Source organism: Acinetobacter sp. UBA2581, from assembly GCF_002339435.1.
Classification (GTDB): Bacteria; Pseudomonadota; Gammaproteobacteria; order Pseudomonadales; family Moraxellaceae; genus Acinetobacter; species Acinetobacter variabilis.
Genome location: NZ_DDLD01000039.1, coordinates 1 through 22052, shown reverse-complemented (window position 1 = coordinate 22052; position 22052 = coordinate 1). Strand labels below are relative to the sequence as shown.

Sequence of the window (22052 nt, the reverse complement as noted above, 5' to 3'; positions counted from 1 at the left end):
CATAAAACAAGAGGAAGCTCATTTGAGCTTCCTCTTGTGAAAAATTGTGGGACAGCAATGACCACGAAGGTGTCTTTTTTTAATTCTACTTTCATTTCTTTAGCTTAGCGCACAATGCCACGCTTTGATTGTTCGAGTGAATCAATCAGACGTTGTGCTTCAGAAACTTCTGGAAGAATCTCGTTACGGATTTTCTCGATGGCTTCCTGAGTCGTTAAGCCAGATTTGTAAATCAGCTTAAAGGATTCACGTAAACCATTAATCACGTCTTTCGACCAGCCTTTACGACGCATGCCTTCAACATTCATGGCAAATGCATGGGCCGGGTTACCCGATACCATCACATAGGCAGGAACATCTTTCAGAATCAGTGAAGCACCACCAATCATGCTGTAAGAGTCAATTTTACAGAACTGGTGAATACCTGAGTTACCACCAATCACGACATAATCGCCTACGTGTACGTGACCCGCTACACCGACATTATTTGCGAAAATATTATGATCACCAACCATACAGTCATGTGCAATATGGGTATTTACCATTAACAGGTTATGACTGCCAATCTTGGTAATACCTTTGTCTTGCACCGTACCACGGTGCAGACTGCAGTGTTCACGGATCTTGTTATAATCACCAATTTCCAGCCAGGTTTCCTCACCTGCATATTTCAGATCCTGGCAGACTTCACCGACACTGGCAAACTGAAAAATTTCATTATGTTCACCAATACGTGTGAAACCACCTACCACGACATGTGAATGCAGTTTGGTACCAGCACCAATCGTGACATTTGGCCCAATAATACAGTAAGGGCCAATCTGTACATCTGCAGCAATTACTGCAGATGCGTCAATGATGGCAGTTGGATGAATTAGGGGATTATTGCTCATGCCTGCTCGACTTTCAGATGGGAAACCATAATTTCCGCGGTTGTTGCGACAATGCCATCTACTGTGGCAATGCAATTATATTTATAAATGCCGCGTTTTTGCATCACTAATTCAGATTTAAGTACTAATTGGTCACCAGCAACCACTTGTTTTTTAAATCGAACCTTTTCAGCGCCAGCAAAAAGGAATAATGAACCTTCTTTTGGAGTTTCATTATTCATGACAAAACCAAGAATACCTGAGATCTGTGCTAATGCCTCTACAATCAATACGCCTGGCATGATTGGATAGTTCGGAAAATGGCCTTGCAGAAACTCTTCATTAATTGAGACGTTTTTATAACCAACAATGCCATTTTCGGTAATATCAACAACGCGATCTACCAGCAGAAATGGATAGCGATGGGGTAAATATTCACGAATCTTTTGAATATTCATTGGCAATTCAGGCTTCGTGAATGTAGGCAAATTCGACTCTGTCATCATAATTATTTACGCAACTTAAATGTTGATTCAATGGACTCAATTTGAGATTGCATATGATCCAATCGTTTCACCAACTGGGTCAATGGCACATCTGCTAATTGTCTTAAGCGAACCACTGTGCGTTTCCATTGCTGATTTGGCAACAATCCCATGCCTGAAGAATAAGTGCCTTCTTCAGTAATGTTATTTGTCACCATTGACATTCCTGTCAAGGTCACATTATTGGTGATATGTAGGTGTCCTGCTACCCCACAGGCCCCCGCAAGAATACAGTTTTTGCCAATCGTGGTACTGCCGGCAATCCCGCATTTGGCTGCAATCGCAGTATTTTCACCAATCTTGACGTTATGGGCGATTTGCACAAGATTATCAATAATGACACCTTGTTCCAGAATTGTGTCATCCAGTGCACCCCGGTCAATACTACAGTTTGAGCCAATCCGGACATCATCTGCAATACGGACTGAACCCAACTGGGCAATTCGATGCCATTTCCCTTGATAAGGTGCAAAACCAAAACCTTCACTACCAATTACGGTATTGGCATGGATCCGAACACGATTACCGATTTTTGCAGCACCTGTTAAAGTCACATGTGCATCAATAAAACAGTCCCGGCCAATTTCAACCTGGTCGTCGACCTGAACGTGGGACTGGATAATCGTATTTTCACCCACCACACAATTCTCACCAATGATCGCATAGTGACCAATATAGGCACTGTCAGCAATGATGGCAGATGGATGAATTTGTGCGGTACTTTCAATTCCCTGAGTCATATGTTTTTTCTCAAAAACGTGAGTCAGAATTGCAAAAGCCAGATAAGGGTTGGCCACGACAATGAAGTTTTGCTGGGAAGCTAACTGCTCTTTTAATTCAGCAGTCACAATTAGAGCGCCTGCCTTACTCTGAGCTGCCTGTTCCAGATATTTATCTGCATTGACAAATGCAAGGTCATGAGAGGTTGCATTTTCAAGACTTGCCAAACCTCTCAAACATAAATCTGCCTGACCTACATACTCACCTTGGACAAGACGAGCGAGGTCAGCTAACTGAAGTTTTTGATGATTCATCGATTATTTAATTGCATTAACCTTTTGAATCATTTTATCAGTTAAATCATACTTCGCGTCATAAGCAAGTACGGAATTTTTATTTAAAACCACATCTAGCTTGTTTTCTTGGCGCAATTGTTCAGCAGCACGCTTCAGATTTCCTTCAAAAGCCTTATTTACACTTTGCATGCGCGTTTGCACAGTTGCCTGTACTTGTTGCTGCACACCTGCCAGTTGAGTCGCTTTACCTTCAAATTCTTTGGCTATTTTTTCACGTTCTGCTGGTGTTTTTGCAGCCTGGCCTTTTTGCTTGATTGCAGCAAGGTCTTTTTGAAACTGTGCAATCTGTGCGGTTTGCGGCTTGATTTCATTTTCCAGAGTGGCATTTTGCTGCTTTAAATAGGTACTGTTTTGTACTACTTTTTCCAGATCAACAATTCCGTAATCATCCGCATGTGACAATGAAGTTAATCCCGCTAAAGCAATACCCATTGCCATCATCATTTTTTTCATGTTTTTACCCATTCAAAAAATTTTGCTCACAAAACCTGATGGCTTCATGAGCAAAATTTATATTTAAGATCAAAGTTTTCTTAGAAAGTACGTCCAATTTCAAACTGAACATTTTGAGTTTCATCACCGTCTTTATCATTCAACGGGTATGCATAGCTCAGTGATAATGGACCAATCATGGTAATCCAGGTGAAACCAGCACCTACGCTATAACGCATATTGCCTGCATCGAAACCAAAGTTATCTTTACAGTACTGTTTACCACTAATCGAGCTGCCATTCACGAAAATATTATCATTAGATACATCACACTGAGTATCAAATACTTGAGCACCTTCAGCAAAGAGTACCGGACGAACCTGACGCGCCCAATCTCCCTTAAATGGAACAGGCAGAACTAACTCAGTACCAAACTGAACTAAAGCATTACCGCCCACTTCTTCTGGGGATGGATCAGTTCGGCCGATGTCAGAGAAATATACGCCTGGATATTTAGGACCTAAGGTACTGTTTTCATAACCACGTACCGAACCATAACCACCGGCATAGAAGTTCTTATAGAAAGGCAGGTCATTACCATAACCTAAACGACCATAACCACGCAGAACAAAGTCTTTGCCTAATGGGAAGAAAGCTTGAGCGTCATAGGTGAGCTTTTGATATTCCACATCACTACCCGGCAAGGCAATTTCTGCATTGACACGATGTGACATACCTGTAGTCGGGAACATTGGACGGTTCAAGGTGTTATAAGACCAACCCAGATTCAGGTTATAGGTCAAGAAATCACCCTTAAACTCTTGACCATATGAAATAGTATCAAGTGGATCACCATCTGCATCTACACAGTTGCCTGTTGCAGATTCAACCTGACCTGGACAGAAGTCACCACGCTTGGTTTCTTTACCACCATTACGTTCCAAATAGTCAGCCACATATGTAGATACATATGGCCCTGTGGTCACTTCAGTCTGGTCTATATTCAGACCCAGGCTTACACTCTGGTTCTCATCAATTGGATAACCAAAGTTAATACCACCACCCAAGCTGTCTGTAACATAGTTGTTTACGTTATAGTCATCATCCAACTTTGTTTTACGGTAGTAAAGATTATAACCGCGCCGTACACCATCAATCGTGAAGTACGGGTCCATTACACTCAAGTTATAATAATCTTGAGTTTCAGAACGTGACAGGTCAATCGAAACGCTGTTCCCTGTACCCAGGAAGTTAGTCTGACTTAATCCAGCCTGGAACGTTACACCACCACTTTGAGAGAAACCAACAGCTAGAGTACTTGTACCTGAATGCTGTTCTTCAACTGCCACATTCAAATCAATTTGATCTGGTGATCCAGGAATACGAACAGGCTTAATATCAACTGTTTTAAAGAAACCAGTACGTTCTAAACGTACTTTAGACAGGTCAATCTTCTCATTGCTTGCCAGCGCACTTTCCATCTGGCGCATTTCACGACGTAATACTTCATCGGCAGTTTTAGAGTTACCGGTGAAGTTGATCCGACGTACAGTCACTTGCTGACCTGGGTTAATATAATAGTTCAGGTCAACCTGTTTAGTTTCATTATTAATCTGAGGTACAACATTTACTTCAGCATAGTAATAACCAGCATTACCATATTTACGTAGCAATAGCTGCTTGACCGCATTCACTCGTTCCTGAGAGTATGTATCGCCTTCTTTATACAACTGCAAAGCTTGCAGCTCTTCAGGTTTATAAAGCGCATCGCCTAGGAATTTGGTTTGTCCAAACTTAAACTGTTCGCCTTCATTGACTGAAACTTCAATAAAGACATTCTTTTTATCTTCGCTCAGGTTCAGACTTGAATTGGTAATATTGAAGTTGATGTAACCACGGTTCAGATACATCGCACGCAAAGCTTCCAGGCTCGCAGCCATTTTTTCACGTGCATAACGGTCATTACGTGAAATGACCGAGCTCCAGCCACTTTCTTTAACAGCGAAAGCCTGCTTGATATCTGATTCTTTAAAGACAGTATTGCCGATAATATTGATATCAAAAACTTTAGCGGCTTTACCTTCAACAAAATCAATCAACACTTCAACGCGGTTATTTGGTCGCGGTGTCGTTGTTACCGTAATATCGGCATCATAACGACCTTGCTGCATATATTGCTGTTCCAGCTCGGTTTCGACTGTTTGCAGTGCAGATTTCTTCAGTACCTCACCTTCAGCCAGACCCATTTTTTTCAGGCCTTCTTCCAGCGCTTCCTTTGGAATCAGCTTATTGCCTTTCAGCTCGATTTTTGAAATTACCGGACGTTCTACAACCTGGAATACCAAGGTATTGCCCTGCTGAACGGCTTTAATGTCATCAAATAGTCCAGATGCATACAAGCTACGAATCGCATTGGCAATGATCGGATCATTCACCCGGTCACCACTGTTGATTGGCACCAAGCCGTACACATTTTCTGGAGTTAAACGTACCAATCCATCAAATTTTATATCTTGTACAATGAAGTCTTCTGCCGCATATACTTGTTGTGCTACTGCCATTGCACTAACGAGTGCCAAAGGCATAAATAAATGTGTGTGCTGCATGCCAGTCTTTTCCGCTGTTAATTATTCCATTTACGTTATTATAAACGCATAAAGTCATTAAATAATGCCAAAAGCATCATACTGCCGAGCAGTACCATACCAATTTTTAATCCAACCAATTGTATTTGTTCAGAAACAGGTTTACCACGAATTAATTCGATAAAATAATAAACCAGGTGTCCGCCATCAAGCATTGGGATTGGCAATAAATTTAATATCCCTAAACTTACACTCATTAGCGCCATAAAGGAAATAAAAGTTTCCCAACCCATTTCCGCGCTTTGTCCCGCCACTTTGGCAATGGTAATCGGGCCAGAAAGATTATCCAGACCAATCAGACCACGTACCATTTTGACGATCGAGTTCAAGATCATTGAAGACAGATGTGCTGTCTTGTCAAAGGCCATCACCATCGCCTCAACAGGCGTATAGTGAATTGTCTGTTTATATTCAGCAGGAATTGTCACCTTACCCGGATCACTTTGAACTCCGAGCATACCGGTTACATTCCCCATATTGTCACGTTTTCCTTGCGGCATGACTTGAAGATGCACGACCTGATTACCACGTAATACATCTATCTTAAGTAATTTTTCTGGTGATGCCTGTACAACCTGTACCACATCGAACCAGTCTTTCATCTGTACACCATCAATGGCCAGAATCTTGTCACCTTCTTTAAGACCCTGACGAATGGCTGCACCATCTTCACTCAGTTTGCTCACCACAGCCGGAATTTCCGGACGATATGGCAAGAAACCTAGTGTATCAAGGGGTGACTGACTTTGATCTTTAAGAAAGTCTTGAATTGGTAACTGGAATATCTTGTTTTCACCCGCACGGTCTGCCTGAATCGAGACCACACCAGTTTCACCCACACGATCCACCAAGGCATAACTCAGTTTTTCCCAAGTTTCGACTTGCGCACCATCTACAGCGACAATCTTGTCACCCGGCTGCATCTGTACAGCGGCTGCCGGTGTGTTTGGTAAGACCTTGCCTACACGAGTATTCAGCTGTTCTTGTGCAGGTAAAAAAAGTACCCAGAACAGAACAACGGCTAAAAGCAGGTTAATGAGAGGACCCGCAGCAACGATGGCAATACGTTTCCAGGGATGCTGACGGTTAAAGGCTTTAGGCAAGTCTTCTTCTGCCACACTGCCTTCACGCTCGTCCAGCATTTTGACATAACCACCCAAAGGCAAAGCTGAAAGCTGATATTGGATACCGGATTTTTTGGAAGTCCATTTTAGAAGGGTTGGCCCAAAACCAATGGAATAGACCAGCACTTTAACGCCCAGTTTACGTGCCACAATGTAGTGACCAAACTCGTGAATCGCAATTAAGGGACCGAGTAATAGGATTGCGGCTGCAATAATAAACAAGGCGTTCATGTCTTAACTTCCTTTATTCACAACATATTGCTGTGATAAACCTCGTGCTGTGTGATCTGCATGCAGGATAGTATCCAGATCGTGTGCTGGTTGATTGTCCATCTGGTTCAGGACAGTTTCAACCACCTGAGGAATTTGGGTAAATCTGATTTGCTGATTTAAAAATGCAGCAACTGCAATTTCATTGGCCGCATTCAAAATTGTAGGCGCAATTCCACCACTCTTCATGGCTTGACGCGCCAATTTCAGTGCTGGAAAACGAACCACATCCGGTTCCTGGAAATTCAGCTGTGAATGCTTAAACATATCCAGAGCCGGGATATGGGTACTGATCCGTTGCGGCCATGCCAAAGCATGTGCAATTGGTGTGCCCATATCCGGGTTGCCCATTTGTGCCAATGTCGACCCATCCACATATTGCACCATGGAATGAATAATACTCTGTGGATGCACAACAACTGTAACAAATTGTTCTTGAACTGCAAACAAATGACACGCTTCGATAAGTTCCAGTCCCTTATTCATTAAAGTAGCGGAATCTACGGAAATCTTTTGCCCCATTGACCAGTTAGGATGTTTGCAGGCTTGAGCAGGTGTCACATCATGCAATTGTTCAAGCGAATGGTTCAGGAATGGACCGCCAGAAGCAGTCAGTAAAATCTGATGAACACCGAGCTTAGGTTGACCATTACGTTCGGCATCAAAGTAGTTTTGAGGCAGGCACTGGAAAATTGCATTATGTTCAGAGTCGACAGGCAATAATAATGCACCATAATCTCGCGCGGCTTGCATCATGATGTCGCCGGACATGACCAAGGCTTCTTTATTGGCCAACAGGACACGCTTACCCGCTTTGACTGCAGCCAATGTAGGAAGCAGGCCTGCCGCCCCGACTATTGCTGCCATCACAATATCAACATCAGCATGCTCTGCGACTGAAATTAAGCCCGCTTCATCCTGAAGAATTTCGATATCTGATAAGCCCTGCACTTGTAGCAACTGAGAAAGCTCATCGACCTTATTTGCAGGCACTACAGCCACTTTAGGACGGTACTGCTGACAGATTTCTGCCAGCTCAGTAATACGACTTTGCGCTGTCACAGCGAAAACCGAGTAAGCTTCAGGATGTTGCTGCAAAATTTTTAAAGTACTTTGACCAATTGAACCTGTAGCACCCAGTATACAAACAGCTTGTGACATTTATAAATCTACGCCAATAAGTTTTAAAACATATATGCCTGTTGCAAAGATAGGAGCTGCAGCAAGCAAAGAATCAATACGATCTAGTACACCACCATGACCCGGCAAAATACGGCCCGAATCCTTGATTCCAGCACGACGCTTAATCATGGATTCAAACAAGTCACCTAGCACTGAACTAAACACGGTAATAACAGAAAGGATAAGGAACAGACATAGCTCTGGCCAGGTCATATCCAGATAAAGTGAAGCGACGACAACCACGATGAGCATGGAGGTAAGAATACCGCCGTATAGACCTTCTACCGACTTGTTTGGGCTGACATTTGGTGCGAGTTTTTTCTTGCCGAATTTGCGTCCAACAAAGTAAGCGCCACTGTCTGCACCCCAAACCAGCAGGAACAGGTACATTAACCACCATGGAGAGTTTAGCCAAACCGAGAAGATTGCTGTAACAGCAGCAGAAACCAGCACAATCCCGATGCCATGCAAGCTGACATTGTACCAGCCATCATAATCAGGATAGGTTTTAACCCAGTAAATACTCAGCAACCAGGTCAGGATAGATGCTGACCACAATAATAAGGCCACATCCCAATAGTATAAAGCCAGTGCAGATAAGGCTGCAGTCAGTAGACCATAGCCCCACGCCACTGGCTTGATAACATTTTTACATTTTCGCGGCATGAGTTTAAACCACTCATAGCCTGCCACCCCGGCAGCCACAACCATCAATGCGAACATTGGATATTGTGATTTGGTCGCAAACATACAGCTCAGTACGACTGCAACCAGCACCAATGCGGTTATAATCCGCTCAAACATGTGTATTAATTCTCAAGTCTTTCTTGAAGAATCTGCTCTGATGTTTTACCGAAACGACGTTCGCGCCCGCCAAATACAGCAAGTGCGTCATCGAATTCCTCTACGGTAAATTCTGGCCATAAGGTCTCAGTAAAATACAGCTCTGCATATGCTGCCTGCCAGAGCAGGAAATTGGACAGGCGGAAATCTCCACCGGTACGAATCAGCAGATCAACAGGCGGCAAGTCACTCAAACTGACATATTGACCGAACACATCAGTATCAATTGCTTCAAGATCTAATTTATTTATTAAAACATCCGCAGCAATCTGCTTCGCAGCTTGTGCCATGTCCCACATTCCACCATAGCTGATTGCAATGGTAAGCGTCATACTATCGAAATTAGCAGTCCTTTGTTCTGCTTGCAACATCAATGCTTGCAATTCAGGAGATAAACGCGACCGATCACCAATAAAACGTAAAGCAATATTAAATTTTTGCATACGTGGCAACTGTTCATGAATCGTGTCTTCCAACAACTTCATGAGCAAGTCGACCTCATATTGGGGACGGTTCCAGTTTTCGCTAGAGAATGCAAAGACCGTTAAAGCCTGGATATTTCTTTTTCTACAATGTTCAACAATCGGGTCTAGAACCGTTTTTCCTTCACGGTGTCCATCGCCTTTCTGCATCTGATTTTTTTTGGCAAAACGATTGTTACCATCCATGATGATGGCAACATGTTTTGGAAGACGGGAATTTTCTTCAGAAGCGGTCATTGATGAATTAGACCTTCATCAATTCAGCTTCTTTCGCAGCCAAGCGTTTGTCTACTTCAGCAACAAATTTGTCTGTGATTTTCTGAATTTCGTCAGATGCACGACGTTCATCATCTTCAGAAATTTCTTTTTCTTTCAACAATGCTTTGATGTCACCTAAAACATCACGACGGATGTTACGGATCGCAACTTTGGCATTTTCAGCTTCGTTACGTGCAACTTTCTGCATGTCACGACGAGTTTCTTCAGTCAATGCGGCCATCGGTACACGGATCGCATCAGCAGTAATCGGGTTCAAGCCAAGATCAGACTCACGGATCGCCTTATCAATCGCAGCAACCATTGAACGTTCAAATGGTTGAACCAGCAATGTACGTGAATCTTCCACGCCTACGTTGGCAACCTGATTCAATGGCACATCAGAGCCGTAGTAAGGAACCATGACGCCGTTCAAAATTGATGGATGCGCACGTCCGGTACGAACTTTAGCGAAACCATGTTCTAACGAGTCAAGAGACTTGTTCATACGCTCTTCTGCGTCTTTTTTAAGATCGTTAATCATATGATCTTCCTTACTTAATTCTTAAAAGATGTATTTACTAAATTAGGAGGTAGTATAAAGGGCTTTGTAGCTCACGTCATTAATTGGTGACGTGAGTTCCTTCTTTTTCACCCATCACCACTGAAAGCAATGCGCCAGATTTGTTCATGTCAAATACTTGAAGTGGCACATTGTGGTCACGACATAAGCAGATCGCAGTTAAATCCATGACGCCCAACTTCTCGTCCAGCACCTGATCAAATGTCAAAGTATCGTATTTCACGGCATCTTCGTATTTGCTTGGATCTTTGTTATAAACACCATCAACCTTAGTAGCTTTCAGGATCAGGTCAGATTCAATCTCGATACCACGCAAGCATGCTGCTGTATCCGTAGTAAAGAACGGATTACCTGTACCCGCAACAAATACGCACACTTCACCTTGAGTCAGATGACGGATGGCATCGCGGCTAGAATAAGATTCAACCACTGCACCAATCGGTAATGCAGACATCAAACGGGTTTTGATATTACGGCGTACCAAAGCATCACGTAATGCCAGACCGTTCATGACAGTTGCCAGCATACCCATCTGGTCACCGGTTACACGACCTACCAGACCATCTTTTTGCAACTGGCTACCACGGTACAGGTTACCACCGCCCACGACGATACCGACTTGTACACCCAAACCCACGAGATGCGCAATAGAAAGTGACATCTGATCGAGCACTTGTGCATCGATACCCATGTCTTTGTTCCCTGCCAGTGCTTCACCAGATAGCTTTAGCAGGATGCGACCAAATCGTGGCTTTTTAGAATCCAACATCATAAAACTCCAAATTATTTAATATAAATTCTTTTAATTCAAAATCTTAAGCAGACTTGATTGAGATCAGCTTAGCAAATAAATCATATTCATCTGCATCAGTGATTTCGACTTCAAGCAAATCTCCTGCCTTAATCAAACTTTTGTCGATATCTTCAACAAAAACATTACCATCAATTTCAGGCGCATCCGCATATGAGCGTGCTACAGCAACCGGGAATTCTTCTTCCAGGTCATCGACTAGCACCGTCATTTTCTGGCCAATACGTTTTTGTAGCTTCGCTGCTGAAATTTCCTGCTGAACCTGCATGAAACGTTCATAACGTTCCTGTTTGATCTCTTCCGGCACATGATCTGGAAGATCGTTCGCTGTCGCACCTTCAACTGGTGAATAAGTAAAACAGCCCACGCGATCCAGTTGTGCTTCTTTCAGCCAGTCCAGAAGCATCTGGAAATCTTCTTCCGTTTCGCCCGGGAAACCCACCACAAATGTAGAACGGATGACTAGGTCAGGACATTTCTCACGCCAAACTTTTAAACGCTCCAGTGTATTTTCACTGTGCGCCGGACGTTTCATCAGCTTCAGGATTCTTGGGCTGGCATGCTGGAATGGAATATCCAGATAAGGCAGGATTTTGCCTTGAGCCATCAAATCGATCACGGCATCTACGTGTGGATATGGATAAACATAGTGCAAACGCACCCAGATGCCCAATTGACCCAATGCTTCACACATATCATAGAATTTGGTTTTAACTGGCTGACCGTTCCAGAAGTCCAGTTTGTATTTGGTATCAACACCATAAGCAGAAGTATCTTGGGAGATCACGAGTACTTCTTTGACACCTGAACGTTTCAGTGCTGCAGCTTCTTCAAGCACAGAACCGACTGGACGAGATACCAGATCACCACGCATACTTGGAATGATGCAGAAGGTACAACGATGGTTACAGCCTTCCGAAATTTTCAGGTATGCATAATGTTTAGGGGTTAAACGGATACCCTGCTCAGGCACCAGATCAATAAATGGATTGTGTTTTGGCGGTTCAGGGACATATTCATGTACCGCATCCATCACTTCTTCATAGGCCGCTGCACCTGTCACTTTCAGGACGTTCGGGTGCATTTGGCGAATTTTATCTTCGTCTTTTCCTAGACAACCTGTTACGATGACACGACCATTCGCGCTCATCGCTTCACCGATGGCATCTAAAGACTCTTGTACTGCAGATTCAATAAAACCACAGGTATTTACTACTACTAAATCAGCACCGTCATAATCCGATGCGACATCATAACCTTCAGTCTTTAACTGAGTTAAAATTCGTTCAGAATCTACCAATGCCTTAGGACAACCTAAAGATACAAAACCGACTTTGGGGGACTTCATGAATCTGCGCTCCACTAGAATGCGCGTATTGTATGTCTTTTCGCATCATAAAAATAGTTGAAATGGCTACTCTTTGCATCACGCACTAAAATAACGCCATAAAATATTCAATATAAAAGCTTATGCACCAAAATGAATCATTTTAGGTTTACAGCCTCAATTTAATCCGTTATACCTGAGTTTGATTGGGCATCCCCGTCAGATTTCGTGCATTTTTCAGCAAAATTTTAACAAGAGTTTTAAAGTTGGCGTGCATCTTGCTTAATTTGCCTCAAATCTGAACTTTGAAATTGTTATTTTGCTTTATGAAGATGCCATTGCGCCATTTTAATACAGGAAAACCACCGCTAATGGATCAGCCTCTTTCCATCGACTATCGCCTTTTGGTGGACAACCTGACCACTGCCATTATGCTGGTTGATAGTCACCTAAATATTTATTACTTAAATACAGCCTGCGAGGCCATGTTTGATGTCAGCCTGTTACGCGCATCAGGTACGCCGGTATTAAATATCCTGCAAGCGCCGACAGATGAATTCAATACTGAAGAATCTCTATATAACACGCTACATACCGGCCAACCTTATACTCGCCGTGAGGCGACGATCATCGTTAACTTTAAAGACATTCATGTGGACTATACGGTTTCCCTGCTCAATGCGGGCAAGCCAAATCATCCTTTATTGCTGATCGAGCTGAATCAGCGTGACCGTATGCTGAAAATCTCTCGTGAAGAAAACTATATTCAGCAGCATCAGGTCGCGCGTCAGTTGATTCGTGGCGTGGCACATGAAATTAAAAATCCACTTGGTGGCATTCGTGGTGCAACCCAGCTTCTGGCACGTAGCCTTGAAGATCCAAAATATAAAGAGTTCACTGACATTATTATTAGTGAAGTGGATCGCCTGAGAAATCTAGCAGATAGCATGCTCGGTTCTCGCCAGTTACCAAGCTATGAAATGGTCAATGTGCATGAGCCTTTAGAACGCGTCCGCTCACTGATCGTGAATCAGACTAAAAAGAAAATTAAAATTACCCGGGACTATGACCTGTCCCTGCCGGAAGTTCTGGCAGATCGCGATCAGCTGATTCAGGTCATGCTAAATATCTGCGTAAATGCCGTTCAGGCGATGACAGAAAACAAGGATTTCTTTATCGAGCATCAACCGGAACTCATTTTAAGAACCCGGATTCAACGCCTTTATACCATTAGTGGGGTGATTCACCGATCTGTGGTTCGAATCGACATTGAAGATAATGGCCCTGGTGTTCCAGACGATATTATCGAAGCCGTGTTCTACCCGCTTGTGACCAGCCGTGCCAAAGGTACCGGACTAGGTCTCAGCATTGCTCAAAATATTATGCATCAACATAACGGAATGATTGAATGCCAGTCAGTTCCAGGAAAAACCGTATTTAGCTTATTTTTACCTTGGGAGTCAGATCATGTCGCGAAATAAAATATGGGTGATTGATGACGATCGTGCCATGCGTTGGGTACTAGAAAAAACATTTAAAGAAGAAGGTTTCGACGTTACCAGTTTTGAAGAAGCCCAGTCAGCACTTGATCAGCTGGGCATAGATGCACCTGATGTGATCCTAACCGATATCCGTATGCCAGGTATTGATGGTCTGACCTTTTTAGGCAAGGTGAAAAATACCAATCCTGATTTGCCGGTTATTATTATGACGGCGCATTCGGATCTGGAATCTGCTGTATCCAGTTATCAAACAGGTGCTTTTGAATACCTGCCAAAACCATTTGATATTGATGAAGCATTGGCACTGGTCAATCGTGCGATTTTACATATCACCAAATTACAGCAGCAAGAATCTGCCAAATCTGCACCAACCATTCAATCGACTGAGATCATTGGTGAATCGCCTGCGATGCAGGAAGTATTCCGTGCCATTGGCCGTTTATCGCAATCACATATTACCGTGCTGATTAATGGTGAATCCGGTACAGGTAAAGAACTGGTTGCGCATGCCCTGCATCGCCATTCACCACGTAGCAATAAACCGTTTATTGCACTGAACATGGCTGCAATTCCAAAAGACCTGATTGAGACTGAATTGTTTGGCCATGAAAAAGGTGCTTTTACCGGTGCAAATACACAGCGTCAAGGCCGTTTTGAACAGGCCAACGGCGGTACGCTGTTCCTGGATGAAATTGGTGACATGCCTTTTGAAACACAAACGCGTTTGTTACGTGTCCTAGCTGATGGTGAATTCTATCGCGTTGGTGGTCACATTCCGGTTAAAGTTGATGTACGTATTGTCGCTGCAACGCATCAGGACTTGGAAAAGCTGGTACATGACGGCCGCTTCCGTGAAGACTTGTACCACCGTTTAAATGTGATTCGTATTCATATTCCTAAACTGGCACATCGCTCTGAAGATATTCCAATGCTGGCACAGCACTTCCTGGCGCGTGCAGGTAAAGAACTGGGTGTAAATCCTAAAATCTTACGTCCTGAAACTCAGGAATATATGCAGAAGCTGCCTTGGCAAGGTAATGTGCGTCAGCTTGAAAATACCTGTCGCTGGCTAACCGTGATGATCACAGGCCGTGAAGTTTATCCAGAAGATCTGCCACCTGAATTAAAACAGATTCCAATTCAGCAGCAAGATCCGGGTGCTCCAATTCCAAACCTGAATCAAATTGCGCCGCATCACTGGGATGAATTACTGGGTCAATGGGCAATCCAGAAACTGAAAAACGGCGAAATGAAGCTGTTAGATGTGGCTACACCAATGTTTGAACGCACACTCATCAATGCTGCACTACAACAAACCCGTGGTCGTAAGCGTCATGCAGCCGAACTATTAGGTTGGGGACGTAATACCCTCACCCGTAAGTTGAAAGAACTCGGCATGGACAGTGCGGACGATGATGAAGTCGAAGAAGTCGAAGGCCAAGCCTGAAATTAAAAAAGCACCCTTGGGTGCTTTTTTATTGCTTATGTATAGTAATGAGATTCCTACACTGTTAAACCGATATAACGCGAATAACCTGCTGCACCTAAATCTGACTTTAAAATCAGATAATTCGGATAAGTACTTGTGGTGATTTCCTCGAACATGTTTACAACATCATCATTAGCATGCAGTTCATCCACTGTTTTTCGCATAGTTTGCTCAAATTCATCGGTGATGTATTCAAAACCGATATCCATGGCAATAAATAAGGTATGTTCACAGGGTTGAACATACTGTTCTTCTTGCCAGTTAATAATTTCTTGATGGCAATATGGGCAAGCGATATTGTCAGTGGCTTGGATGTCGAGTTCTACAAGTTGATATGGCATCTTTAATATCTAAAATCAGGACTTTCATTATTTTAACAAACGATTGAATATGAAATCTAATTATTATAAACAGATCTTTCCCTCTCCTTTTAGGAAAGGATCAGGGAGAGGTAAATTTTAAAACAACAGTTCTATTCCACAATAGAAAACCCGCACTTAGCGGGTTTTCTATTACTTCATGATCTTAAGCAGATTTTTTCGCTTGAGCATTCTTACGAATAGTGATCATCAACAATTGAACTGCTGCTGGTGTTACACCTGGAATACGGCTTGCCTGAGCCAGTGTTTCAGGACGAATATCTTTCAGCTTCAAGGTAATTTCACGAGAAAGGCCAGAAACAACATCATAATCAAAATCAGCAGGAATACGAGTTTCTTCCAGACGTTTCATTTGCGCAACGTCTTGATGCTGACGGTTGATATAACCTTCGTATTTCACCGCAATTTCAATTTGATCACCGACTTGTGGTGAAACTTCAGAACCTGTGAGCTCTGCAATTTGAGAGAATGTGATGTTTGGACGCTTGAGCAGATCAATCGCAGAACACTCTTTAGAAAGATCCGCACCAGTCATCTCAACGAATTTTTTACCCATTGGATTGTTTGGCGCAGCCCAAAGGTGTTGCAGACGACCTGTTTCTTTCTCTACAGCTTCCATTTTTTCACAGTAAGCTGCCCAACGTTCGTCATCTACCAGACCCATTTCACGACCGATCGGTGTTAAACGTTGATCCGCATTGTCTTCACGTAGCATCAAACGGTATTCCGCACGTGAAGTGAACATACGGTACGGTTCTTTAGTACCTAGTGTGATCAAGTCATCAACCAGTACACCCATGTACGCCTCATCACGTTTCGGTGTCCATTGTTCCTGATCCCAAGCGCGACGTGCTGCGTTCAAGCCTGCAAGCAAGCCTTGAGCACCCGCTTCTTCATAACCTGTTGTACCGTTGATTTGACCAGCAAAGTACAGGTTATTGATCGCTTTGGTTTCCAAAGTGAACTTCAACGCTTGAGGGTTGAAATAATCGTATTCAATTGCATAACCCGGACGAAGAATGTGCGCATTTTCCATACCACGGATTGAGCGTACCAGTTCAAACTGTACGTCAAATGGCAATGAAGTCGAAATACCATTTGGATAAAGCTCATGTGTATCCAGGCCTTCTGGTTCAAGGAAGACCTGATGGGAGTCTTTATCAGCAAATTTATGAATTTTATCTTCAATTGATGGACAGTAACGTGGACCTACACCTTCAATCACACCAGTGTACATCGGTGAACGGTCTAAACCGCCACGAATGATCTCATGGGTACGTTCATTGGTATGCGTGATGTAGCAATTCACCTGTTCAGGGTGCATAGACACATCACCCATAAATGACATGGTTGGAGACGGGAAATCACCCGGCTGCGGTGTCATGACAGAGAAGTCGACTGAACGTGCATCAATACGTGGCGGTGTACCCGTTTTTAAACGACCTACAGGTAAGTTTAACTCACGTAAACGATGTGCCAATGAAATTGAAGGAGGATCGCCAGCACGACCACCTGAAGCATTGTTAAGACCGATATGAATCACACCACCCAAGAATGTACCTGCAGTTAGCACCACAGTTTTCGCATCAAAGCGAATACCCATTTGGGTCACGACACCTTTAACAGTATCGCCTTCAACAATCAGGTCATCTGCTGCTTGCTGAAAGATATCCAGATTCGCTTGATTTTCTAAAGTCTCACGAATCGCCGCTTTATAACGAACACGGTCAGCCTGCGCACGAGTTGCACGAACTGCTGCGCCTTTACGTGAATTCAGAATACGGAATTGAATACCGCCTTTATCGGCAGCCAGTGCCATTGCACCGCCCAAGGCATCAATTTCACGCACTAAATGTGATTTACCGATCCCGCCAATGGCCGGGTTACAGCTCATCTGCCCTAAAGTCTCAATGTTATGAGTTAAGAGTAATGTCTGTCGACCCATACGTGCTGCAGCCAGTGCTGCTTCCGTACCTGCGTGACCGCCACCGATAACAATGACATCGTATACTTTAGGATAGTGCATAGTGGTAAATAGAGAGATAGAAAAAGGATAGCTGAACATTATAGCAAACTTCCTTCCAAAGTTGACAAAATCACTTGAATTTATCCTTCGGAATTTACTCTGCCAGCCAATAAAGCAATGTAATTAAACTTTGCATACTTACTATATAAATTAAACATCTAAACTCAAAAAGTTACCCGACTCATATTGTTTAATATTGATTAGTTTTTAATCTATAAAGTGGTCACATTACAAACAAAGGTATACATGATGAATAAGAATATTTTCCTAGCAACAGCGCTCTGCGGTCTATGTTTCGCTCCATTTGCAGCCTCAGCAAATGATAAAGTCGAGAAGGTTTATAATGCCCAAAAATACCAGCAAGTTTGTAAAGGTAAATCAGAGGGCGCTCCTGTAAGTTTTGCTTACCGCGGCATTATCTGGAATGGTACCTGCCAGCAACAGTTCTTCCCTTCATCACCAACCAATATCAAAGGCGATGAACCTGAACTTTATACATCTTGTAGTTCAGGCGGCAAAACTTCAGCAACCATTAATGGCACTCAGGTCAATGGTAAATGTGCATTAGGCTTTACCCCTCCACGTCCACAGTCACAAATGCAAACTCAGCCTCAAACCCCATCTCAATCAGGGATGTAAATCACTATATAGCTGATTAAATATATTTTTAATCAGAAACTTAACGGGTAAAATGCATAAATTTTACCCGTTTTTATATTGCTTATTTATTCATCTACGCTAAACTCAAAACATACCTAAAAAATGAATAATAAAAAGGAAACTTCATGGATTCGGGGTTTTTTAGTTTGTTTTTGCCGATTACTTTGGCAATTACGATGATGGGGTTAGGACTACAGTTAACAGTCAAGGATTTTCTGCATGTTAGTCGTTATCCCAAGGTGATTTTTATTGTCTTATTCTCACAACTGGTCATTTTAACCGGTTTAACCTTTTTAATCTGTCTGGTACTGGATCTGCCACCATTGCTTGCTGTAGGCATGATGCTGCTAGCTGCCTCTCCAGGAGGTGCCACTGCCAATCTGCTGAGCTATCTTTATAAAGGTGATGTGGCGCTTAATATCACGTTAACCGCCATCAATACGATTATTTCTATTTTCACCTTACCTTTTATTATGAACCTGTCCCTGTACTATTTTATAGGACAGGATACCGGCATCGGCTTACCGCTTGAAAAAATGGCTCAGGTTTTTCTGATTACGCTGATTCCGGTTGTGATCGGCATGCTAATTCGGGCAAAATTTCCAAACCTTTCAGATATTGTACATATGCCAATGCGGTTTCTATCTATCGCTTTTTTAAGCATGCTCTTGATTTATGCCATTTTCCAAGAGCGCTTTAACATCATCGAATATTTTGCCAGTATCGGGATTGCTACTTCCATATTATGTTTTTCCAGCCTGTTTCTCGGTTATTGCCTACCTTTATTAATGGATATCCCAGACAAGATGGCACGCGCCTGTACCTTTGAAGTCGGCATTCACAACACAACTGTATCAATGACGATTGCGATTTCTGTCCTCAATAATGTCACCATTGCCATCCCTGCGGGTATTTATTCAATTGTCATGTACGTTTTTGCCGGTATTTTTGGTTTTATGATTAGTCAGCAAAAGCTTAGCTATAGTGGCAAGAGTCGTTTATCAGATTTGTAACTTCCTAAGTCAAATGCCTGCTTAAGCTGTATGCTTTTTATAGAAAATTTAAAACTATTAAAATAAATTTCTATAAGGAGCATGCAGATGGACTCTGGCATCATAACAATATTCCTCCCCCTCGCACTCGCCATCATCATGGTGGGATTAGGACTCGAACTCACGCTCAAAGATTTTGCCCGGGTAAGCCAGCACCCTAAAGCAGTGCTGGTTGCCTTGTTTTGTCAATTAATTCTGCTGGTAAGCATTGCTTTCATTCTATGTAAAGTTCTGGCTTTACCACCTTTACTCGCTGTTGGTCTGATGTTGCTGGCCGCATCGCCAGGTGGCAGTACCGCAAATCTGTTCAGCTATCTATTTAAAGGTGATTTGGCGCTTAATATTACCTTGACTGCGATCAATTCGGTGGTTGCTGCATTTACCTTACCTTTAATCATGAATTTCTCGATCATGCATTTTATGCAGGACAGTCAGCAGATCAGCTTGCAGTTCGGAAAGATTCTGCAAGTGTTTGGTATCATTATTATACCAGTCGCGATTGGCATGTTGATTCGTCATTATGCGCCTGCACTTACAGTAAAGTTAAACAAGCCTCTTCGCATTTTTGCAGTCCTCTTTCTGGTGCTGATTATTGCCGGAGCAATTTATAGTGAACGCGCCAATATTGCCGAATATCTGACTCAGGTGGGTTTAGCAACCGCCCTGTTCTGTCTCTTCAGCTTAATGATTGGCTATTTTGTTCCACGACTAATGAACATCAATTATGCTCAGGCACGTGCCAGTGCCTTCGAGATCGGTATCCATAACAGTACGCTCGCCATGACCATTGCACTTACTGTCATGTCCAGCACTGTGGTTACCATGCCTGCTGCGGTCTATTCCATCTTCATGTATATCTTCGCGGCTATTTTTGGATTATTACTGAATCGCTTTGCTCCAGTAACTGCAGGTCCTAGCATTTCTCCCACTCAGGAAAATGCGTTTTAACCGGTTTTCATAAAAAGAATGCGAAAGCATCCTTTTTATTTAACTCCGTCTCAAGAAGATCATACCTTCAAGCCGAACTTCCGTTACAATAGCTTTTTGAAAAAATGTATAAAGGTTATTTCTGTGAAGTGGTTACAAATTCATATTACAGTTGATCAAGCTCAGGTAGATTTTACTGAAACATTACTTAGCTCACTGGGCGCCGTAAGTGTCACTCTGGATGATGCTGAAAACCAGGATTTGCTGGAACCACTTCCAGGTGAAACACCACTCTGGAATAAAGTGATCGTGACTGGCATCTATGCTCAGGAAGATGACGAAGAAGAAATCGATGTAGCTGCATTGGAAACCTTTATTCGCGCACAACTACCTGAAGCACCGATCCGGCATGAATTCCTGGAAGATCAAGCTTGGGAACGCACCTGGATGGATGCCTACGAGCCAATCCAGATTTCTGAAAAATTCTGGATTGTTCCAGAATGGATGCAAGCGCCTGAAGCAGATGCAGTGAATATCAAGCTTGATCCAGGTTTGGCTTTTGGTACAGGTAACCATGCATCTACTTTCCTTTGCCTGCAATGGCTGGGCAAAACCGATGTAAAAGACAAGATCGTGATCGATTATGGCTGTGGTTCAGGTATTCTGGCTGTCGCGGCCCTGTTACTCGGTGCCAAATATGCCTATGCAACTGATATTGACCCACAAGCTGTTTTAGCCACCAAACAGAATGCTGAACTGAATGGCGTATTGGATCGACTTTATGTTGGTTTACCGGAAGAGTTCAATGCAGAGCTTGGCGAGCAGAAAGCAGATGTATTTGTTGCTAATATTCTGGCTGGCCCACTTATGATGCTTGAGCCTGAGTTCGCAGAATTGGTCAAACCTGAGGCAGAGTTCGCACTCGCAGGTGTTATCGAAGAGCAAGTTACTGATGTTACTAGTATTTACTCAAAACATTTTGATATATTAGAAGTAGAAAAACGCGATGAACACTGGTGCCGTATCTCGGGGAAACGCCATAAGAATTAAAGAGTCTATAAACATTTATGAGTGACAAGCGAACCCACTGCCCGACCTGCTCTACAACCTATAAAGTTACGGTTGCGCAATTAACCATTGCCCAAGGCATGGTTTGCTGCCCAAAATGTAGTACGACCTTTAATGCTTTATCGCATCTGGTGACCGAAGCACAGAATTCGGTCGCCCTTACCCATACGCCAAGTCATGTTTCTTATATTAATAGAAACCTCACCGAATCTACTTCTTCAGCTAATTCTTCAGATCAGCACTATTTACTGAACATCTTTGATGAAAAAGTTGAAAACTCCAATATTGATCTGAAAACCTATCTGAACAACCTGAATTATTTCAGTACTGAACCGATTGCTGTACTGCCTAGCATGAACTGGGATGATCAGGCAGACAAGCAGCACAATAAAGGCCCGCTTTATTATTTAGGCTGGACCAGCCTAAACCTGTTCTTATTTGGCTTACTGTTATTTCAATTCTTCTGGTTCAATCCACACTATATTAACCTGAGTTCGACAT

Annotated in this window: 21 protein-coding genes; 7 read left to right on the top strand and 14 right to left on the bottom strand. The window is 42.9% G+C overall.

Translation table 11 applies throughout. The annotated features are described in order from the left end of the window. Nucleotides 1-104 precede the first annotated feature (104 nt). The 12 genes from lpxA to rimO all read right to left on the bottom strand — a co-directional run bounded on the left by lpxA (nucleotide 105) and on the right by rimO (nucleotide 12468). Nucleotides 105-893 carry an acyl-ACP--UDP-N-acetylglucosamine O-acyltransferase gene (gene lpxA / locus B3Q46_RS04405; protein WP_004786156.1) on the bottom strand — a complete coding sequence of 263 codons (789 nt, stop codon included), beginning with the start codon at nucleotides 891-893 and terminating at the stop codon, nucleotides 105-107. Beyond that, nucleotides 890-1375 carry a 3-hydroxyacyl-ACP dehydratase FabZ gene (gene fabZ, locus B3Q46_RS04400; RefSeq protein ID WP_171064833.1) on the bottom strand — a complete coding sequence of 162 codons (486 nt, stop codon included), beginning with the start codon at nucleotides 1373-1375 and terminating at the stop codon, nucleotides 890-892. The genes lpxA and fabZ overlap by 4 nt, the downstream gene beginning before the upstream one ends. A 5-nt stretch (nucleotides 1376-1380) precedes the next feature. Next, on the bottom strand, nucleotides 1381-2451 hold the full coding sequence (lpxD, locus tag B3Q46_RS04395) for a UDP-3-O-(3-hydroxymyristoyl)glucosamine N-acyltransferase (protein WP_104426201.1): 1071 nt from the start codon (nucleotides 2449-2451) through the stop codon (nucleotides 1381-1383). A gap of 3 nt (nucleotides 2452-2454) precedes the next feature. Continuing rightward, nucleotides 2455-2946, bottom strand: coding sequence for an OmpH family outer membrane protein (locus B3Q46_RS04390; RefSeq protein ID WP_213064459.1), 492 nt, complete (start codon nucleotides 2944-2946; stop codon nucleotides 2455-2457). An 80-nt stretch (nucleotides 2947-3026) separates the two neighbouring features. After that, on the bottom strand, nucleotides 3027-5486 hold the full coding sequence (gene bamA / locus B3Q46_RS04385; RefSeq protein WP_414631436.1) for an outer membrane protein assembly factor BamA: 2460 nt from the start codon (nucleotides 5484-5486) through the stop codon (nucleotides 3027-3029). A gap of 83 nt (nucleotides 5487-5569) precedes the next feature. After that, nucleotides 5570-6925 (bottom strand): RIP metalloprotease RseP, encoded by a 1356-nt coding sequence (gene rseP, locus B3Q46_RS04380; protein ID WP_104426204.1) that lies wholly within the window; start codon nucleotides 6923-6925, stop codon nucleotides 5570-5572. Between the two features lie 3 nt (nucleotides 6926-6928). Further along, nucleotides 6929-8125 (bottom strand): 1-deoxy-D-xylulose-5-phosphate reductoisomerase, encoded by a 1197-nt coding sequence (gene ispC / locus B3Q46_RS04375; protein WP_104426205.1) that lies wholly within the window; start codon nucleotides 8123-8125, stop codon nucleotides 6929-6931. Further along, the gene (locus B3Q46_RS04370; protein ID WP_034702638.1) at nucleotides 8126-8950 is read right to left on the bottom strand and encodes a phosphatidate cytidylyltransferase; all 825 of its coding nucleotides are present in this window, start codon (nucleotides 8948-8950) and stop codon (nucleotides 8126-8128) included. 5 nt (nucleotides 8951-8955) lie between these two features. Then, nucleotides 8956-9708, bottom strand: a complete 753-nt coding sequence (gene uppS / locus B3Q46_RS04365; protein ID WP_005235285.1) for a polyprenyl diphosphate synthase — start codon at nucleotides 9706-9708, stop codon at nucleotides 8956-8958. 7 nt (nucleotides 9709-9715) lie between these two features. Beyond that, nucleotides 9716-10270, bottom strand: a complete 555-nt coding sequence (gene frr / locus B3Q46_RS04360) for a ribosome recycling factor (RefSeq protein WP_005235283.1) — start codon at nucleotides 10268-10270, stop codon at nucleotides 9716-9718. A gap of 79 nt (nucleotides 10271-10349) precedes the next feature. Beyond that, on the bottom strand, nucleotides 10350-11078 hold the full coding sequence (gene pyrH, locus B3Q46_RS04355) for a UMP kinase (RefSeq protein ID WP_004786170.1): 729 nt from the start codon (nucleotides 11076-11078) through the stop codon (nucleotides 10350-10352). Nucleotides 11079-11124: 46 nt separating this feature from the next. Beyond that, on the bottom strand, nucleotides 11125-12468 hold the full coding sequence (gene rimO, locus B3Q46_RS04350) for a 30S ribosomal protein S12 methylthiotransferase RimO (RefSeq protein ID WP_104426206.1): 1344 nt from the start codon (nucleotides 12466-12468) through the stop codon (nucleotides 11125-11127). Nucleotides 12469-12818: 350 nt separating this feature from the next. Here rimO and glnL point away from each other — a divergent pair, with 350 nt between their 5' ends. Further along, nucleotides 12819-13928, top strand: a complete 1110-nt coding sequence (gene glnL / locus B3Q46_RS04345; protein WP_034170313.1) for a nitrogen regulation protein NR(II) — start codon at nucleotides 12819-12821, stop codon at nucleotides 13926-13928. Then, the gene (glnG, locus tag B3Q46_RS04340) at nucleotides 13915-15396 is read left to right on the top strand and encodes a nitrogen regulation protein NR(I) (protein WP_104426207.1); all 1482 of its coding nucleotides are present in this window, start codon (nucleotides 13915-13917) and stop codon (nucleotides 15394-15396) included. Before glnL ends, glnG begins: the two co-directional genes overlap by 14 nt. Before the next feature lie 56 nt (nucleotides 15397-15452). On the opposite strand, the gene B3Q46_RS04335 is transcribed toward glnG, so the two are convergent. After that, nucleotides 15453-15779 (bottom strand): hypothetical protein, encoded by a 327-nt coding sequence (locus tag B3Q46_RS04335; RefSeq protein WP_104426208.1) that lies wholly within the window; start codon nucleotides 15777-15779, stop codon nucleotides 15453-15455. 184 nt (nucleotides 15780-15963) lie between these two features. Further along, nucleotides 15964-17844, bottom strand: coding sequence for a tRNA uridine-5-carboxymethylaminomethyl(34) synthesis enzyme MnmG (gene mnmG / locus B3Q46_RS04330; RefSeq protein WP_104426993.1), 1881 nt, complete (start codon nucleotides 17842-17844; stop codon nucleotides 15964-15966). A 249-nt stretch (nucleotides 17845-18093) separates the two neighbouring features. Between mnmG and B3Q46_RS04325 the strand changes: the two genes are divergently transcribed. The 5 genes from B3Q46_RS04325 to B3Q46_RS04305 form a co-directional block, all read left to right on the top strand. Further along, the gene (locus B3Q46_RS04325) at nucleotides 18094-18483 is read left to right on the top strand and encodes a hypothetical protein (RefSeq protein ID WP_104426209.1); all 390 of its coding nucleotides are present in this window, start codon (nucleotides 18094-18096) and stop codon (nucleotides 18481-18483) included. 146 nt (nucleotides 18484-18629) lie between these two features. Next, complete coding sequence (locus B3Q46_RS04320; protein ID WP_286713663.1) at nucleotides 18630-19517, top strand: bile acid:sodium symporter family protein; 888 nt, start codon at nucleotides 18630-18632, stop codon at nucleotides 19515-19517. Between the two features lie 87 nt (nucleotides 19518-19604). Then, the gene (locus tag B3Q46_RS04315; protein ID WP_104426211.1) at nucleotides 19605-20504 is read left to right on the top strand and encodes a bile acid:sodium symporter family protein; all 900 of its coding nucleotides are present in this window, start codon (nucleotides 19605-19607) and stop codon (nucleotides 20502-20504) included. 123 nt (nucleotides 20505-20627) lie between these two features. Continuing rightward, nucleotides 20628-21533 (top strand): 50S ribosomal protein L11 methyltransferase, encoded by a 906-nt coding sequence (prmA, locus tag B3Q46_RS04310; RefSeq protein ID WP_104426994.1) that lies wholly within the window; start codon nucleotides 20628-20630, stop codon nucleotides 21531-21533. Between the two features lie 17 nt (nucleotides 21534-21550). Continuing rightward, the coding region (locus tag B3Q46_RS04305) for an MJ0042-type zinc finger domain-containing protein (protein WP_349677416.1) at nucleotides 21551-22052 on the top strand (502 nt) is incomplete at its 3' end.